The sequence below is a fragment of the Hymenobacter taeanensis genome (assembly GCF_013137895.1).
In the GTDB taxonomy this organism is placed as follows: Bacteria; Bacteroidota; Bacteroidia; order Cytophagales; family Hymenobacteraceae; genus Hymenobacter; species Hymenobacter taeanensis.
Map to the genome: position 1 here is coordinate 825969 of NZ_CP053538.1, position 15961 is coordinate 841929.

The window sequence follows — 15961 nt, forward strand, 5'->3', positions numbered from 1 at the left end:
GCCTTGCAACGCTAGGCCAGTCTGTGGGCTCTACTCCCAAACGCACCGCCGCTGCCGGGGCCCGGTGTTGTTTTTGCCGGAGAAAGTATTTATGATGAAATTTACGGGCAGCTTTTGGCGTTTTGTCTGCTGTCTGGCCTGCGGAGCTTACGTGCTGCTGCGGGCATTACTTGGTAAAGATTCCATGATTCAATTTTTGCATACGTCGGCCCGTGGGGTGCTTCTGAGTGCGGCCCTTTTGGCAGCATCAGTTACGGCTAGCTACGCGCAGCTGGGCGTAGGGCGCCCGGTGGGGCGTCAAATCCTCGATGGCATTGTGGCTAAGGTGGATAACCAGATTGTACTGCGCTCCGATGTGGAAGCACTCTACGCTCAGGAAGAAGCCCGCGCCGAAGGCAAGCCCTTGCCACCCAACCTGCGCTGCCAGATTCTGCAGAGCCTGGCCCTGAACAAGCTCATGCTGGCCAAAGCCGAAACGGACTCTGTGGTGGTAGAAGACTCGCGGGTGAAAAGCGAGCTAGACCGCCGGATGGCTTACTTCATTCAGCAGATTGGCTCGGAAAAGAAGCTGGAGGAGTATTATAACAAGCCCGTGAAGCAACTCAAGGAGGAGCTACGCGTGCAGGTAAAAGAGCAGTTGGTGCAGCAGGAAATGCAGGAGAAAATTGCCGGCAAGGTGTCGGTTACTCCGCGCGAGGTGCGCCAATTCTTCAACCGCATTCCCAAGGATAGCCTGCCCTATTACTCTACGGAGGTAGAAGTAGGCCAGATCATTCGGTTCGCGAAAACCAACACCAAGGCTAAGCAAGCGGCCCAGGCCAAGCTCAATGAGCTACGCGCCCGTATTCAGGGTGGCGAAGATTTCGCTACGCTGGCCAAGCAGTTTTCCCAAGACCCCGGCTCAGCGGCTGAAGGCGGCTACCTGGGCTTCTTTAAGCGCCGCGAGCTGGTGCCGGAGTATGAGGCCGCCGCACTGCGCCTGGAGCCCGGCCAGCTTTCACCGATAGTAGAATCGCCTTTCGGTTTTCACCTCATTCAGCTGATTGAGCGCAAAGGCGACAGCTTCAGCACGCGTCATATTCTGCTGAAGCCCGAAACCGGCGCCGCCGATGCCAACGAAGCCGCTCAGGAGCTCACCAAGCTTCGCCGCCGCATTCTCAGCGACAGCATTTCATTTGCCAAAGCCGCTAAGGATAACTCCGAAGACAAACTCACCAGCGGCAACGGTGGCCTGATTGCGAACCGCCAGGATGGTAGTTCCTATCTACCCCTCGATAAGCTGGACCCCGCCATTTTCTTTGCCATTGATACCATGAAGGTGGGCAGCATTACACCCCCCATGCCGTACCGCACCGATGATGGCAAGGACGCTATGCGAATTTTGTGGCTGAAGTCGAACACGCCCCCGCACCAGGCTAATCTCAACGACGACTACCAGAAGCTGGCCGCCGCCGCCCTCAACGAGAAAAAGAACAAGGCCCTGGATGAGTGGTTTGCGGCTAACCGTAACACGGTATACCTGGAAGTAGACCCGCAGTACGCCGACTGCCAGGTGTTGAATTCTATTAACTAAGGTTGAAGTGAAGGGAAAGACATGGGAAGCAGGGCTTCTCATGTCTTTCAGTGTTTTAAAGCTGCCTGTGCAGCTTCTGCCCGATAGTGGGCGTCTCATCACTTCTGCTCTTTCGCTCTTTATGGCTAAAACATTCTCATCTGATAAAGAAGCCGCCGACTCGCTGGCGCAGGCCTACCGCACGTTGCGCCAGGAAATTGGCAAAGTGATTATTGGGCAGGAAGAGGTAGTGAAGCTGGTGCTGACGGCCGTATTCTCGCAGGGCCATTGCTTGCTGGTAGGAGTACCTGGCCTGGCCAAGACGCTGCTGATCCAAACCATTGCCGACTCGCTGGACCTCTCCTTTAACCGGGTGCAGTTCACGCCCGACCTAATGCCCTCCGACATTGTGGGCTCGGAAACCCTGAATCAGCAGCGCGACTTTCACTTCGTGCCCGGCCCCATCTTCGCCAATATTGTGCTGGCGGATGAAATCAACCGGACCCCACCCAAAACCCAGGCGGCCCTGCTGGAAAGTATGCAGGAATACGCCGTAACGGTGGCCGGCAAGCGCTATCCCCTGGAGCGGCCGTTCTTCGTGCTAGCTACTCAGAACCCCATTGAGCAGGAAGGCACCTACCCCTTGCCCGAAGCCCAGCTCGACCGCTTCATGTTCAATATTGAGCTTGGCTACCCCAGCTACGAGGCCGAACTGCAGATTGTGAAAAACACCACATCGGACAGTAAGCCTACGGTTTCCAAGATTCTGCACGCCGACGAAATACAGGCCTACCAGCACCTAGTGCGCCGCGTACCCGTGGCCGACAATGTGGTAGAGTACGCCGTAAGCCTGGTGCACAAAACCCGTCCGAACACAGACCGGGCCGGTGCCCGCGCCACGCAGTTGCTGGAGTGGGGAGCAGGCCCCCGCGCCTCCCAGCACCTCATTGTGGGTGCTAAGTGCAACGCACTGCTTAACGGCAAGTACTCGCCCGATATTGAAGATGTGAAAGCCGTGGCCCTGCCTATTTTGCGCCACCGTTTGGTGCGTAACTTTAAGGCCGAAGCCGAAGGCATCACCGTAGAGCAGATTGTAAAAGAACTTTTATAAGCCAAGGTTTATGAGCTTGGAGACGCAGACGATGTTCGCTAGTAAAAGCATCATCTAATCGAGCGTCATCAGGCCCCCTACCCCTAGTACCAAAGACCCCCAACAATGGAAGCAGCCGGTTACTACCAGCAGTTTGAGCGCAACGTAAAAATCATTCTTGACGCGCTAGATGCAGGCCTTGATGTTCGGACCACGCACCTAAACACCTCATTACCCATTGAGGTATATGTGCTGTGCGAAGTACTAAACCAAGGTGGTGAAAACTTCCGCCTCACTACCCAGGGCCTAGACTTGTTGCGCGAGTTTGCTGCCCAGTATTTGCAGCACGATTCGGCTACTGAAGCTACCATGCGCCGTATCCTGGAAGACAAGAAATCTATGATGCGCACGCCGGAAGGCCGGGTACTCACCAAAGAAATGCTGATTCGTCGTCTAGAGTTTTTCAACGAGGCTGCTCGCCTTGTAAACGTAATGCGCACCCAGCATGCATTAGGCAGCCCGCCCCAGTCGCGCTCGGGCAACGGCCTTGCTTTGCAGAAGTAAGTTGGAGTGGCCTAGCCCACACTACGGACTACCCCAAAACAAAAGCGCCTCTTCAGCTGAAGAGGCGCTTTTGTTTTATTTATTGGAAGCTAGCACGCTACTGCATGGAAGCCAGAGCTTCCTTACGTACGCTGGTATTGCCTTCTTTCGAGTGCTTCAATTCTAGCTCACCAGTGGGTTCCTTTTTGAGGCTGCTAGGCACCTCATCACCGTGCGGGCCTTTAGAAACGGTTACGCCACCATCTACGAAATAAATAGCGCCCGTTACAAAGCTGGCTTCATCGGAGGCCAGGAAGGCGTACACGTTAGCAACTTCTTCCGGCGTACCTCGGCGGCCCATAGGCACACCTTGGGTAGTCATTTTCTCCATTTTGGCATCCATGGGGCCGGTTTCTTTGTGAGTCCAGGCGGTATCAATGGGGCCAGGGCCTACGATATTAGAGCGCACCCCAAACTTGGCCTGCTCTACGGCTACCCCCCGCTGAAAAGCGTGAATGAAGCCTTTAGTACCGCCGTAGGGCGTATTTTGCGGCTCTCCCATGTGACCAGCCTCCGAACCCGCCGACACAATGTTGCCGCGCGTTTTCTGCAGGTGCGGAATAGCCGCTTTGGTCATCATGAAGTTAGAGTAGATGTTATTCTTAATCATGTACTCGAATGCCTCCAGCGGGTACTTATCAATGGTGGAAGTAGCAGGGAAAGCCCCGGCGTTATTCACCAGAATATCCAGCTTGCCAAACTCCTTCACAGCGGCTTTTACGCAAGATTCTGCGGCCTCTTCTAGGGCAATATCGGCGAGGTACCCAATGGCACGGCCACCTTCCGCCAGAATTTCATCTACTACTGCGCGCACGGGGTCTGAGTCGAGGCCTACGACAACTACAGCGGCCCCCTCCCGGGCGAACTTCTTGCTGATGGCTTCTCCAATACCTGAACCACCACCTGTTACAATAGCTACTTTATTTTCCAGTCTTCCTTTCATCGGAGTAAATGATTGAGTGATAAAATGAAGCGCAACCACTGGCCTACGCTTAGCTCAGCATAACAAGATGCGCTGAACTCTTTTCCTGAACGAAGTGCAGCCAGTCAGGTTTTTGTTGCGTAGGCCCCTTGGAAACCTTATCGCCCTCTTTGGCTCATTCACCGGACGTTTGGCCGGCAACTGCCCAAAATCATGTACGCCGCCTCACCGCCGCTTCGGGCTCCGGCCCACACGCCCATACGTTCGGCCCGGCTCACGCTACGCCCCTACTTGCCGTCTGATCAAGCTGCTTTCTTTCAGCTTATTGATGAGAACCGGCCACGCCTCCGCCCCTCCTTCCCGAGCCGGGAAGCCAGCGTACAAACCCTGGCCGATGCCGCGTCCGTGCTGGCTATGTTTCAGCAAGACTGGCAAGCGGGCCGATTATACGTGTTCGGTATCTGGCACTCGGAGAGCCACACCTATCTCGGCGACATTAGCCTCAAGCCCAACTGGACTGCCCCCGTCACCGCCGAAATAGGCTATTACTTAGCGGCCATTGCCGAAGGCCAGGGCTACGCCCGCGAGGCCCTGGCTGCCGTGGTGCCGTTTGGCTTTGAAACCCTCAGGGCTGCCCGCCTGCTCATCCGGTGCCGCGCAGACAACCCTCGCAGCTGCGCCGTAGCCGAATCTGTGGCTTTTACTCCTTTGCCGCCGCGCCCCTGCCTATTGCAGCCCTTCGCCGACCGCTCCATTCTATACTACATCCGCAAGCAAGCGTCCCTGACCTAGGCTACTCAGGTGAGGAACATCGTAAGGCCGTCTATTCCGTTTCGTGGCGCAGCTTCTTGAGCAAAAAGCTTTGGTTGAAGTTCAGGTACAGCGCAAACGAAAAATCGAAGAGCCCATTATTAAGATCATAGAGGGGCTCAAAACGAGTAGTCAGGATGAGGTTACCTGGCAGGCGGTAGTCGCGCAGTACGCGCAGAATGAGCAGCTGCCGTTGCTTTTCCACGTAATCTGGGTCGGCGGTTGAAACGGATATGGAACGGTATAAGCGCCCTCCAAGTGGGGAAATAAAGCCGCTGCCGTGCCAGTAGGCCAGTTGCAGGTTAGAGAGGCGCGTATCAACCCCAGCATTCAAGTACAAGCCCGTGCCACTCTCAAACGGCAGAGCCTTGGTAAAGGAATAGTCATTGAAATACGTGACGTAGCCATCAAAATGCACCGCCGACACAAACTCATAGGGTAAAGCTTTTCGCACGCGTAGGCCAGTAGCCAGGTTAAACAGCGTTTGCAGCGGCACATCAATGGTATCGAGCTGGCCGCCGCGGTGAGTAGCGGTAAACTGAAACGGCACCCGCAGCAGCCACCCCGTAGAGTCGCCGAGCACGCGGTGCTCCGTAGCTAGGCCACCTGCTACTTCTTCCTGAAAATTGCTGAACCGGTATTGCTGCCGCTGCCAGTTTACCCAGGCATCTAGGTGGGTGCGGGGCGTTTGATACAGGTACTGCACCCCTTCCTCAAGCCGGTTGGTTATTACCCGTTCAAAGTCAAACAGGGGCTCAATATACCCGTGGTACAGGTTGCCCTGAATATTACCGAATAAGAGGCTGTGTGGCCCCTGCTGGTACTTTACGGTAAACAAGGGGCGCACCTGCCGTAACCGGGGGGTACCGTAGTCCTTCCAGATAAAAACACCGGCTTCCAGCCGCAGGTTGGCCGAGGGAAAGTAAACCAGCCTGGGCGCCAGCTGCGCGCCAAAGTAGGTCAGGCCGGGGTCAATCTTGTTGAAGTACTCGTTGTCTTTATTAAATAAAAAGCCCTGCACATCAAGCCGGAGCTGATGGTCGTAGGCCGGCCCAACGGGTAATGCGTGCGTGAAGGCACTGTTGTTTAACTGGCCTACACTCTGCCCGACGCTGCCTAACCAGGCTACTAAGGTCAGTATCAGGGCGGTAGAAACCGGGGCTTTTCCTAAAAATTTTAGCACAGAAAAAACATCCTAAAACCGACGAATTTTTTTAGCATTGTGGGCACAAAATATAGCCCGGCGGCGTTACCATGAGCCGGCCCGAAAAGGGGCCAGCAATGGAGCGCCGCTAGGTCACTCGCCGCATTGTGCGAGCCAGCCAAAAGGGCTACATTCACCAAACCTAAGAAGCATTTTTCAATAACCCCCTCTATACAAGTATGGCTGCAACCACTGACAAGGCCGTCAACGCCAATGCCGAGAAAATGAAAGCCCTCCAGCTGACGCTGGACAAGCTGGACAAGAACTACGGCAAAGGCACCGTGATGAAGCTCAGCGACAACAAGGTGATGGACGTCGAAGTCATCAGTACCGGCTCGCTGGGTCTGGATATTGCCCTGGGCGTGGGTGGCCTGCCCAAAGGCCGCGTAGTGGAAATCTACGGCCCAGAATCGTCGGGTAAGACGACTCTGACCATGCACGCTATTGCCGAAGCGCAGAAGAAAGGTGGCATCGCAGCCTTCATCGACGCTGAGCACGCTTTCGACCCACTGTATGCCAAGAAGCTCGGCATCGACACAGAGAACCTGCTAATTGCTCAGCCCGACAATGGTGAGCAAGCCCTGGAAATTGCCGACCAGCTGATTTCCTCCGGTGCCATCGACATTATCGTAATTGACTCCGTAGCTGCCCTGGTGCCGAAAGGCGAACTGGAAGGCGACATGGGTGACTCCAAAGTAGGTCTGCACGCTCGTCTGATGTCACAGGCCCTGCGGAAGCTCACGGGTACCATCAACAAAACCGGCTGCTGCTGCATTTTCATCAACCAGCTGCGTGAGAAGATTGGCGTAATGTTCGGCTCGCCCGAAACTACCACCGGCGGTAATGCTCTAAAATTCTACGCTTCCGTACGCCTCGATATCCGTCGGATTGGCCAGATCAAGGAAGACAAGGACAACGTAACCGGTAACCGTACCAAGGTGAAGGTGGTGAAGAACAAAGTGGCTCCTCCCTTCAAAGTGATTGAGTTCGATATCATCTACAACGAGGGCATTTCGAAAGTAGGTGAGATTCTTGATCTGGGCGTTGACATGGGCATTATTGCCAAGTCGGGCTCGTGGTTCTCGTACGACGGCAACCGCCTGGGCCAGGGCCGCGAAGGTGTAAAAACCATTCTGCAGGACAACCCCGAGCTAGCCGATAAAATTGAAGCGCAAATCCGGGCCATGGTAAAAGGTGAGCCGGAAGCTGCTCTGGCAGCTATTCCCGAAGACCGCTCCATAGGTGACGACGACACCGTGGAAATCTAGGCTACCTGTGCTTGAGCACTTAGCAAGCCCCGCCGAGTATTCGGTGGGGCTTTTTTGTTGTATATTTTGCTCGTCTGCAATTGCTAAAACCATTCTTTATGCGCTTTCCGTACAGACGTATCCGTGCCCTGACCGAATCCATTATCTTTGCTGGCATCGCATTTGAGAAGGCACCGGCTATACCTTATCTCGCCGCTATTACATGACTCGCCGCTGGTACCTGTTTCCTTCGCTTCTACTGCCGCTAGCGGCTTTGCTGACGGCTTTCGGGCCTTCTGATGCGACGCGCTCCGTCCCTAATTCTAGTTTTGCTAAAGGAGAAGTGCTGCAATACAAAGTGCATTACGGCCTAATTAACGCAGCTGAAGCTACTATTGAGCTGGCCGATAATATTCACCGCGTAAATGAGCGCCCCTGCTTTCGGGCTACCGTTACGGGCCGCACTACAGGCTCCTTCGACTACTTCCTGCGCATTCGGGACACGTGGCGGTCTTATATTGATACTACCAGCATCTTGCCCCAGCGCTTTTTCCGCAATATTGAGGAGAAGAATTACCGGAAGCAGGAAACCGTTGATTTCGACCACATCAAGGATATGGCTTCAGTGGAAAGCCATAAGCGCGACAAGAACAACGTGAAGCGCAACACTTTCAAAATCCCGAATAACGTTCAGGACATTGTTAGTGGCTTTTACTACCTGCGCACTCTCAACTACGACCAACGCAGAGTGGGAGAAGTAATTAAGGTGCAGGGGTTCTTTGATGAAGACGTTTATAACATGGACGTGATTTACAAAGGCCGAGAAACTGTTGAAACCAAGGCAGGGGCCATCCGCGCCATTCGGCTCGTCCCGAAAATGCCCGACAATAAACTCTTCCGCGGAGAAAATGCCGTTTCGGTGTACCTCTCCGACGACCGTAATAAAATTCCGGTTCTGATTCAGGCAGAACTGGTTTTGGGGGCTGTAAAAGTTGATATGTACAAATATCAAGGCTTGCGAAACCGTCTGAATCTGGTAGCTAAAAATTGACTTTGCATAAAAGCGACTCCGTCCGGGTCGCTTTTTTTTTGTCTTACCTTCCACCTCCACCGTATGGATTTCACCGAATCGACCTGGCACTCAGCACCCTCTTGGTCGGAATCCCCTGAAGAAGACACCACCGTTGCTGCGCCACAAAAACTCGTGGGTGGCAGTAATGAAAACGTAACACGCCGCGCCCGTCGGCCGGCGGTACTTTTGAATTCGCGCATTCTGTTTTACCCTAAACCGCCTCGCTCCGTGCAGCCAACCGCCAACCCCAACGCTTACAAGATCCTGGTAGTCGATGATGATCCTGATATCGTCGAGCTGCTGGAGTACAACCTGCGCAAGGAAGGCTACGAAGTGGCCTCCGCCCCCGATGGCCGTAAGGCCCTGGAGGTAGCCCCGCAGTTCGGCCCCGACATTATTCTGCTGGATGTCATGATGCCCAATCTCGATGGTATTGCGGCCTGCCGCCAGCTTCGGGAGATGCCGAAGTTCAAGGAAACCTACATCATCTTCCTGACGGCCCGCGCCGAGGAGTTTTCGGAAGTTGCTGCCTTCGAAGCTGGCGCCGATGACTTCATTGCCAAGCCCATTAAGCCCCGTGCCCTCATGAGCCGCCTGGCCGCCTTTGTTCGCCGCGACAAGGACCCGCAAGTCCAGACCGATAGCATCGAGATTAACGGCCTAAAGATTGACCGCACCGGGTTTGCTGTGTACCAGGATGGCAAGAAGATCAGCCTACCGAAGAAGGAGTTTGAGCTGCTGGCCTTCCTGGCTGCCTCGCCCCACAAAGTGTTTGGCCGCGACGAACTGCTCCAGAACATCTGGGGCAACGATGTATTTGTGCTGGCCCGCACCGTGGACGTGCACGTGCGTAAAGTCCGCGAGAAGGTCGGCGACCATCACATCCAGACTATCAAAGGAGTAGGCTACAAGTTTAATATCGACTAAGCCTCACTTTTCCCATTGCCCCGAGAAAGAAAGGATCTTACCTGTTTGAGCGCGGCGCGGCTAGGCCAGTCGTTCAAGCTGGCTAAGGTCCTTTCTTCCTGACGCTCGGCGGCTAATTTGCTTATTACTTCGCTCTTCGCGGCCTCTCTTCTAGAGAATGAAACTTTCGTCTCGCACCATTGCCGTACTTCTGTCGTTGCTGGTAGCTACCATTCTGAGCTTGCTGGCGTGGCTGAGCCCTTCATTGCCACTGCGGGAAGGCGTGCTGGTGGCTGGCATCACTATTGCGGCATGCTTTCTGCTGCTCTACCTCATGTTTGAGGCCCTGATTTTTCAGGAGATCAACAACATCTATGAGGGGCTGGAGCACATTAAGCGCAAGGAGTTTCGGCGCATGTCGAACAAATTTCTCTTTCGGCCGGAGCCCCTCAAGCGCATGCGCGATGAGATTCTGGACATGGCCCAGCGCAAGCAGCAGGAAATTGATGAGCTGAAGCGCTTGCAGGTGCTGCGCCGCGAGTTTCTGGCCGATGTATCGCACGAGTTAAAAACGCCCATCTTCGCGGCTCAAGGGTTCGTCCACACCATTCTCGACGATGACGATGTGGACGAGTTCACGCGCAAGAAGTTTCTGCAAAAAGCCGCCTCCAGCCTCGATGCCCTTGATGCCTTAGTACAGGACTTGGTCACGATATCACAACTGGAGAAAGGAGTGGTGCGCATGCGCCGCCAGAACTTTGACCTGGTACAGCTAGTGCACGACATCTTTGAGCAGCTCGAGCTAAAGGCCGTCCGCCGGAATGTGCAGCTGGCCTTATCGCCCCCGGAGTTTCCGGCGGGTGGCCTACACGTACTGGCCGACCGGAACCGCATTCGGCAAGTGCTCATCAACCTCATTGATAACGCCATTAAGTACGGCCGCGAGAACGGGCACGTGACCGTAGAACTCACGGAAAACGCTAAGAGCGTGCGGGTTAGCGTCCGCGACGATGGCGAAGGCATACCGAAGCAGCACCAGAATCGCATCTTTGAGCGCTTCTACCGTATTGACAAAAGCCGGACTCGTGAGTCTAGAGAAGCTGGAGGCTCAGGCCTGGGCTTGGCTATCAGCAAGCACATTGTGGAGGCGCATAAGTCTGCCATTAGGGTGCAGAGTGAGCCCGGCCAGGGCACCACGCTTGAGTTTAAACTGGCTAAGCCCAAAGCAGTGAATTTGCGAAGCGACGAAGCTGTGAGTTGAGGCTCTTGCGGGCATGGGTGGCCGGATGTATGTGTGGTCTGGGCTAGTAGTACGCTCAGGCACCCCGCTATTAATCACCGGTTCACAAATTCGGCTTCCGTACCTTTGTAGCTCATTATGAAGCTACCTGAGTTCAAAGACCTGATTCTGTTTGAAGACGAAGATTACGTCGTCATCAACAAACCACCATTTCTCGCTACCCTCGACGAGCGTTTCGGCGGCGCGCCGAATATCCTGCGCCTAGCCCGTGAGCAGTACGACGATATTCAGGCCTGCCACCGTCTGGATAAAGAAACTAGTGGCTCGCTGGCGCTGGCTAAGAACCCCGCCGCCTACCGCCACCTGGCTATGCAGTTTGAAGACCGGCAAGTAAAGAAAGTGTACCACGCCGTTTCGTGGGGGGTACACGAGTATGAAGGCCTAGAAGTAGACCGCAGCATTGAGACTACCACCAAAGGCAAAGCCCGACTGGCCTACAAAGGCAAGCCGGCCGTTACGCTGGTGCGCACGCTGGAAACCTACGCCCGCCACACCCTGCTGGAGTGCCAGCCCATTACGGGCCGCATGCACCAGATTCGTCTGCACCTGGCCTATCTGCAAGCCCCTATTGTGGGCGATACGATGTACGGAGGCGACAACTTCTACTTATCATCGTTGAAGAAGAAGTTTAACATGAAGCAGGGTGAAGAGGAGCAGCCATTCATTAAGCGGTTTGCGCTGCACGCCCGTCAGCTCACGTTCAGCCTGCTCAATGGGGAGCCGATAACCGTGGAGGCACCCTACCCCAAAGACTTCCGGGTGCTGGTGGAAAACATGCAGCAGTACCGCTAGAGCCATCTACTACGCCAGCGCCCCTTCTTGCAGTAAGAAGGGGCGCTTGTTTTTTTGGAGCCGTAGTAAGGCTCCAAGCCTATTGTGGCACAGTAGCCTTAGACTCATATAGCAGCGCATAGCCGCGGTACACCGGGTAGCGAGCCACTATGTTTCCTTGCGCGGCTGCCAGGTGCGCGGGCCCTTCATCTTCGCGGTCGTAGACTATCCAAATACGGCGGACACCCTGTTGCTGCAGCATGAGCAGTCCGTTGGCAAAAGGATCTTGCGCGGTAGGCAGAGAGCCGGGCTCCTGGAGTGTTAGGTTAGCTAACGGCAGCCCAGGAGTATGCTCCTGGGTGTAATAGCGGGCTACCGGCGCTACATTATAGTAGGCAAAAACGGCATCGCCGGGCTGCTGGTGTTGGGCAACATACTCTAAGGCGGAGCGCACATCGGCATAATCACTCTGAAATGCTTGACCGAGGTAGCGCAATTGCTGCTGGTTGGCCAGCACCACCAGCCCGAGGATAGCTACTCCCCAAGCGGCCCCTTTGTGCTGTCGCGCCAGCCACTGCGCTCCGTATCCTAGCACTAGCAGCAACAGCGGCAGCATAAACAGCACCAGCCTCGACATGAGGGAATAGTAATGCAGGGCAGAGGCGGCCAGGCACGCGGCTATTGGCACGAGCAGTACGCAGGCCAAAAAGCGCTGACGCCTGAGCAGCTGGTACAGGCCTAGCGGGAAGCAAAGTATAGCCAACACTGCTGCCAAGGCCGTTTTGCCCACCGTTTTATTGATAAGCTCTCCTACTTGCTTTGCAAGCAGCTGTAGCTCCTCCACATTGTGAGGCGGGAAAGCCAGAAACATCTCATGATGGTACTGCTGCAAGTAGTTAGATTTCACGTTGGTTTGCAGCAGAAGCAGGTAGTACACCCCAAAGCCCAGCAGCCACGCTAGGCCTGTACCCAGCACCCAGCCCACGGCGCGCCACTGTTGCCGCTGCCAAGCTTCCAGCAGGTACCATATACCGATGCCCGCCAACACAAACACAGTGGGCATAGAAAACCAGATGCTGGTGCAGCCAACTAGCACCCATATTGCCGCCTCACGGGCTCCAAACCGGCCACGCCCCACGTAATAGGCCACCTCAATAAGAGCCAGCGCGGCTAGGCCATCAGTGGCGTATTGCTTACAGACGGTGCCATAGTCGATAAACACCTTTCCGAAAGCCAGAAAGCTCAAGACAAACACCGCTACGGGCGGAGCAAGCCAACGCTGCGTTTGCCGAAAGAATAGGCCCAGCGTGAACATACTTGCCAACACCGGTACTAGGCGTACTGAAAGCTCATTATTGCCGAACAGACCTAAGCAGCCTTTGATCAGTACCGAAAATAGCGGCGGCGAATACTGCTCGTAATCCAGGTTGCGGAACAGGCCCAGGTAAGACCGCTCCGTGAAATTACGCAGCAAGTTGGCTTCATCAAGGTATAAGGAGCGCTGCTGCGCCCAGATCACGCCGCGCAGCACAACCCCTACTACCAGAATCGCCCATGCCACCCGGCGCAACCAAATAGCTTGCCGAGGCACTGCAGAAGCGGGCAAAGTGGAAGTAGGCGGCATAGGCGGCGAAATCGGGCGGCAAGGTAAGCGGTTTCGGGAAGTAGGCAGAAGGCCGCAGTAAGTGTTTCAGGGACAATTATTAGAGCATGGCTTTGAATATTCGGCGGAAGGCGGTAACTTTGTGTCCGTTTTTCCCGAACCCGTGTTCGGTTTCCTCTCATTTCCAAACGCTTATCCTCCTACCCAATGGATCATCTGAGCTTCAAGACGGTATCCGTCAACAAAGCCAATGCCGACAAGGCCTGGGTTGTGGTTGATGCCAGTGTTGCGCCGCTGGGCCGTCTGGCCAGCCAGATTGCCAACATGCTGCGTGGCAAGCACAAGCCAAGCTTCACGCCCAACTCCGACTGCGGTGACAACGTTATCGTTATCAACGCCGACAAGCTGCGCGTAACCGGCAAAAAACTGACCGACAAGATTTACATCTCGCACTCGGGTTACCCCGGCGGTCAGAAGCGCATCAACCTGCGCGACAAAAAGGCTAAAAACTCAGCCAGTGTTATTGAGCACGCTGTAAAGGGTATGCTGCAAGGCAACCGTCTCGGCCGTGAGCAATTCCGTAACCTGTTCGTGTACGCTGGTGCTGAGCACCCACACGAAGCTCAGCAGCCCAAAGCTGTTGAACTCACCAACCTCTAGGCCACTCGGCTTCCCCATTTTCTAACTCATTCTATTAATGGAAATTTCCAACACCTCTGGTAGAAGAAAAACCTCGGTGGCTCGCATCTACATGCAAGCCGGGCAAGGGAATATCACTATCAACGGCCGGGACATGAAGACTTACTTCGGTAATGAACTCCTGGAAAACATCGTGAACCAGCCTTTGGCTACTGTTGAACAAGTTGGGCAGTACGACATCAAGGTAAACGTGCGCGGTGGTGGCATCTCGGCTCAGGCTGAGGCTATCCGTCTGGCCATCTCGAAAGCCCTCGTAGGCGACAACGAAGAAGTTCGTCCTGCCTTGAAGAAAGAAGGCTTCCTGACCCGTGACCCGCGCATGGTGGAACGTAAGAAATTCGGTAAGCGTAAAGCTCGTCGTTCGTTCCAGTTCTCGAAACGCTAATCTTCCAGAGGAACCCCTATCATGGCTCAGACCACCACTTATAAAGAACTACTTGACGCCGGTGCCCACTTTGGTCACCTTACGCGCAAGTGGGATCCAAAAATGGCGCCGTACATCTTCATGGAGAAGAACGGCATCCATATCATTGACCTCAACAAAACCCTCGTTTCGCTCGAGCAGGCGTCTGCGGCTATCCGCAACATCGCTAAGAGCGGCCGTAAGGTGATGTTCGTGGCTACCAAGAAACAAGCGCAGGAAATCGTAACGGAAGAGGCTAAGCGCCTCAAAATGCCGTTCGTAACGGACCGTTGGTTGGGTGGCATGCTCACCAACTTCACTACCGTGCGCAAGTCGTTGAAGAAAATGAGCACCATCGACAAGATGGTGAAGGAAAACACGGCATACGCCGCCCTCGCAAAGCGCGAGAAGCTGATGATGTCGCGTGAGCGTGAGAAACTGGAGCGTGTTCTGGGCGGCATCGCCGACCTGAGCCGTCTGCCCGCTGCTCTGTTCGTGATTGACGTGAAGCGTGAGCACATTGCCGTGAAAGAAGCCCAGAAATTGGGTATCCCGGTGTTTGCTATCTGCGACACGAACTCGAACCCCGAGCTGGTGCAGTTCCCAATTCCTGCTAACGACGACGCTTCGAAGTCGATCCAACTCATCGTTGGGGTGATTGGCAAAGCTATCGAAGAAGGCCTCTCTGAGCGGAAAGTCGACAAGGAGGATGCCGACAAGAAGCAAGCTGAAGAGGAAGGCATTCAGGAAAAACAGAACGCTGACGAATAGTCTGCCTGTTCATTGAAAAAAGGGAACATGCGAAGCGCTCGGCTCCGATGTTCCCTTTTTCTTTAACTGCCCGATACTGGCCTAGGCCACTACGCGGCCCCAAGTAAGATAACCCTCACACCCTCATATACCCTCACAACAATGGCAGCAATTACCGCCGCAGACGTGAATAAGCTCCGCACTATGACTGGCGCGGGCATGATGGATTGCAAAAAAGCCCTGACGGAGGCCGAAGGCGACTTCGAAGCCGCTCGCGACATTCTGCGTAAGCAGGGTCAGAAAATCGCTGACAAGCGCGCTGAGAATACCACGTCGGAAGGCGTAGTACTGGCCGCTGTTAGCGAAGACGGCACCAACGGCAAACTGATTGCGCTGGCTTGCGAAACGGAGCCTGTTGCTAAAGTTGAAGACTTCAAAAACCTGGCGCAGCAGATCCTGGCTACGGCCGTGAAGTCAAACGCTGCTTCGAAAGAAGAGCTGCTGGCGGCTGCTCAGGAAGATGGTCGTTCCTTGCAGGAGCACATCACCGACCTGATGGGCAAAATCGGCGAGAAGCTCGACGTAGTGGCCTACGAGAACGTAACCGCTGAAAAAGTTGCTTCTTACATCCACTCGGATAACAAGAAGGGCGTTCTGGTAGCTATGAAGAACGTAGGCGGTGCCGACGTAGCTTCAGTTGGCCGCGACGTGGCTATGCAAATTGTAGCTATGAAGCCGGTTGCTCTTGACAAAGATGGCGTTGACGCTGCTACCATCGAGCGCGAAATCGAAATCGGTAAAGAGCAGGCTCGCTCAGAAGGCAAGCCCGAGGCTATGCTGGAGAAAATTGCTCAGGGCAAGCTGAACAAGTTCTACAAAGAGAACACCCTGCTCAACCAGGAGTTCGTGAAAGACAACTCGGTGACCATCGCCCAGCTGCTCGACAAGACGCAGAAAGGCCTGACCATCTCTGACTTCAAGCGCGTAGCCATCGTAGGCTAAGCAGCTCAGCGCTTATTGCATAAAAGC

16 protein-coding genes are annotated in these 15961 nt (G+C 54.8%); 13 read left to right on the plus strand and 3 right to left on the minus strand.

The window, feature by feature from the left end; all coding sequences use genetic code 11:
• Window positions 1-184: 184 nt before the first annotated feature.
• The 3 genes from HMJ29_RS03485 (at window position 185) to HMJ29_RS03495 (ending at window position 3206) form a co-directional block, all read left to right on the plus strand.
• The gene (locus HMJ29_RS03485) at window positions 185-1573 is read left to right on the plus strand and encodes a peptidylprolyl isomerase (protein WP_171590183.1); all 1389 of its coding nucleotides are present in this window, start codon (window positions 185-187) and stop codon (window positions 1571-1573) included.
• A 121-nt stretch (window positions 1574-1694) separates the two neighbouring features.
• Entirely contained in the window at window positions 1695-2663 is a 969-nt protein-coding gene (locus HMJ29_RS03490) for an AAA family ATPase (protein WP_171590184.1), read from the plus strand.
• Between the two features lie 105 nt (window positions 2664-2768).
• Window positions 2769-3206, plus strand: a complete 438-nt coding sequence (locus HMJ29_RS03495; RefSeq protein WP_171590185.1) for a hypothetical protein — start codon at window positions 2769-2771, stop codon at window positions 3204-3206.
• A 97-nt stretch (window positions 3207-3303) separates the two neighbouring features.
• Here HMJ29_RS03495 and HMJ29_RS03500 read toward each other — a convergent pair whose 3' ends face one another.
• Window positions 3304-4188, minus strand: coding sequence for an SDR family NAD(P)-dependent oxidoreductase (locus HMJ29_RS03500; RefSeq protein ID WP_171590186.1), 885 nt, complete (start codon window positions 4186-4188; stop codon window positions 3304-3306).
• A gap of 192 nt (window positions 4189-4380) precedes the next feature.
• On the opposite strand from HMJ29_RS03500, the gene HMJ29_RS03505 reads away from it, so the two are divergent.
• Entirely contained in the window at window positions 4381-4959 is a 579-nt protein-coding gene (locus HMJ29_RS03505; protein WP_171590187.1) for a GNAT family N-acetyltransferase, read from the plus strand.
• Between the two features lie 31 nt (window positions 4960-4990).
• On the opposite strand, the gene HMJ29_RS03510 is transcribed toward HMJ29_RS03505, so the two are convergent.
• Window positions 4991-6160, minus strand: coding sequence for a lipid A deacylase (locus HMJ29_RS03510; RefSeq protein ID WP_171590188.1), 1170 nt, complete (start codon window positions 6158-6160; stop codon window positions 4991-4993).
• A gap of 200 nt (window positions 6161-6360) precedes the next feature.
• Between HMJ29_RS03510 and recA the strand changes: the two genes are divergently transcribed.
• From recA to HMJ29_RS03535, 5 genes are all read left to right on the plus strand, one after another.
• On the plus strand, window positions 6361-7449 hold the full coding sequence (recA, locus tag HMJ29_RS03515) for a recombinase RecA (RefSeq protein WP_171590189.1): 1089 nt from the start codon (window positions 6361-6363) through the stop codon (window positions 7447-7449).
• 202 nt (window positions 7450-7651) lie between these two features.
• Window positions 7652-8479: a DUF3108 domain-containing protein gene (locus HMJ29_RS03520; RefSeq protein WP_171590190.1), complete on the plus strand. Its 828-nt coding sequence runs from the start codon at window positions 7652-7654 to the stop codon at window positions 8477-8479.
• 249 nt (window positions 8480-8728) lie between these two features.
• Window positions 8729-9427 (plus strand): response regulator transcription factor, encoded by a 699-nt coding sequence (locus HMJ29_RS03525; protein ID WP_244679353.1) that lies wholly within the window; start codon window positions 8729-8731, stop codon window positions 9425-9427.
• A 157-nt stretch (window positions 9428-9584) separates the two neighbouring features.
• A complete protein-coding gene (locus tag HMJ29_RS03530; protein ID WP_171590192.1) occupies window positions 9585-10667 on the plus strand; it encodes a sensor histidine kinase in 1083 nt (360 codons plus the stop codon).
• Window positions 10668-10784: 117 nt separating this feature from the next.
• Window positions 10785-11498, plus strand: a complete 714-nt coding sequence (locus tag HMJ29_RS03535; protein WP_171590193.1) for an RluA family pseudouridine synthase — start codon at window positions 10785-10787, stop codon at window positions 11496-11498.
• A gap of 79 nt (window positions 11499-11577) precedes the next feature.
• Here HMJ29_RS03535 and HMJ29_RS03540 read toward each other — a convergent pair whose 3' ends face one another.
• The gene (locus HMJ29_RS03540; protein WP_171590194.1) at window positions 11578-13083 is read right to left on the minus strand and encodes a glycosyltransferase family 39 protein; all 1506 of its coding nucleotides are present in this window, start codon (window positions 13081-13083) and stop codon (window positions 11578-11580) included.
• A gap of 204 nt (window positions 13084-13287) precedes the next feature.
• Here HMJ29_RS03540 and rplM point away from each other — a divergent pair, with 204 nt between their 5' ends.
• From rplM to tsf, 4 genes are all read left to right on the plus strand, one after another.
• The gene (gene rplM / locus HMJ29_RS03545) at window positions 13288-13740 is read left to right on the plus strand and encodes a 50S ribosomal protein L13 (protein ID WP_088844202.1); all 453 of its coding nucleotides are present in this window, start codon (window positions 13288-13290) and stop codon (window positions 13738-13740) included.
• A gap of 37 nt (window positions 13741-13777) precedes the next feature.
• Window positions 13778-14164, plus strand: coding sequence for a 30S ribosomal protein S9 (rpsI, locus tag HMJ29_RS03550; RefSeq protein ID WP_171590195.1), 387 nt, complete (start codon window positions 13778-13780; stop codon window positions 14162-14164).
• A gap of 21 nt (window positions 14165-14185) precedes the next feature.
• Complete coding sequence (gene rpsB, locus HMJ29_RS03555; protein ID WP_171590196.1) at window positions 14186-14953, plus strand: 30S ribosomal protein S2; 768 nt, start codon at window positions 14186-14188, stop codon at window positions 14951-14953.
• 141 nt (window positions 14954-15094) lie between these two features.
• The gene (gene tsf / locus HMJ29_RS03560; RefSeq protein ID WP_171590197.1) at window positions 15095-15934 is read left to right on the plus strand and encodes a translation elongation factor Ts; all 840 of its coding nucleotides are present in this window, start codon (window positions 15095-15097) and stop codon (window positions 15932-15934) included.
• Window positions 15935-15961: the final 27 nt, after the last annotated feature.